The sequence below is a fragment of the Vibrio sp. Vb1574 genome (assembly GCF_033338675.1).
The window spans coordinates 1-1,226 of sequence record NZ_JAWOTC010000299.1 but is presented as its reverse complement, the minus strand read 5'-3'; the positions used below and the strand labels follow the sequence as shown (position 1 = coordinate 1,226).

The 1,226-nt window shown below is 45.8% G+C and carries 2 protein-coding genes; one reads left to right on the top strand and one right to left on the bottom strand.

The annotated features are described in order from the left end of the window. Positions 1–110 precede the first annotated feature (110 nt). Positions 111–485, top strand: a complete 375-nt coding sequence (locus R7O12_RS25700; RefSeq protein ID WP_024699762.1) for a hypothetical protein — start codon at positions 111–113, stop codon at positions 483–485. A gap of 64 nt (positions 486–549) precedes the next feature. Here the strand turns inward: R7O12_RS25700 and trpS are convergent. Next, positions 550–1,226 (bottom strand): tryptophan--tRNA ligase (trpS, locus tag R7O12_RS25695; protein WP_318126882.1); only part of this gene is annotated, 677 nt, incomplete at its 5' end.

Sequence of the window (1,226 nt, the reverse complement as noted above, 5' to 3'; positions counted from 1 at the left end):
CAATCAAAAATGATAAATTCCAACAACACAGTGGAGAAAAACATACACAAGCGTTATAAAACCAACGCGAGACAATAAGATCTCATCCATCATCTATCGTGGAAAAATCAATGAAAACAATTCAACGTATTGGGCTAGCTCTCTCCGCGTTTGGGCTTATGACAGGTTGTCAGCTAACATCTTCTGAACCGCTTTACCCAACCGCTAATCAAAAAACTATCCAATCAGCAAAAAATGAGTTCAAGGGAATGGAAGAGTTTGAAGTCAGTGACGATGGTGTCATTTCTTTTCGTGCCCGCCTGCCTGGACCAGACTATTACTGGGAGCCATATAAAATCAAACAGTTAAGTTACGAGATATCCTGTGTTTTCCTCACTAATTATGTGGATCGTGGGATGGTGGTGAAGTCTTCGTTTTTAGGCGCTCGTGGCCGCGTTGAGTACTATGATATGGAGCGCTGTATGGACAACACACCCTTCGAGTAATTTTCTCAGCACATAAAAAAAGCTCCACCGAAGTGGAGCTTTTTGGGTATTGGATTACTTGAGATTACGGACGAGCAACAAAACCAACAGCTTCGTATGCTTTTTTCAGTGTTTCCGCCGCGCGAGCCGATGCTTTCTCCGCGCCTTGCTTCATCACTTCATCCATAAACGCACGATCTGCACGAATACGACGGTATTCTTCTTGAATTGGCTCAAGCATCGCAACAACCGCTTCACCCACGTCTTTCTTGAATGGGCCATACATTTCAACGCCTTTGTATTTCGCTTCAATCTCTTCAAAGCTCATGCCTGTCGCTGCAGAGTAAAGACCCATTAGGTTTGCAATACCCGCTTTGTTTTCAACATCATGGCGAACGCTTGGTGGCGTTTCGGTATCCGTTTGCGCTTTGTTGATCTTCTTGAGGATCGATTTTGGATCTTCCAGCAAGGTGATCACGTTCTTACGGTTGTCATCCGATTTCGACATCTTCTTGGTCGCATCCTGCAAGCTCATGACGCGTGCGTTCACGGTTGGAATGTACGGCTCAGGAATAGTGAAAATTGGGTTTTCCGGCGCATAGATGTTGTTGAAACGTGTCGCAATATCACGAGCCAGTTCTAGATGCTGCTTCTGATCGCTGCCCACGGGTACTTGGTGCGCACCGTAGAGTAAAATATCCGCGGCCATCAATACTGGGTAGCCAAATAAGCCGACGTTCACATCGTTGGCATAACGGGCAG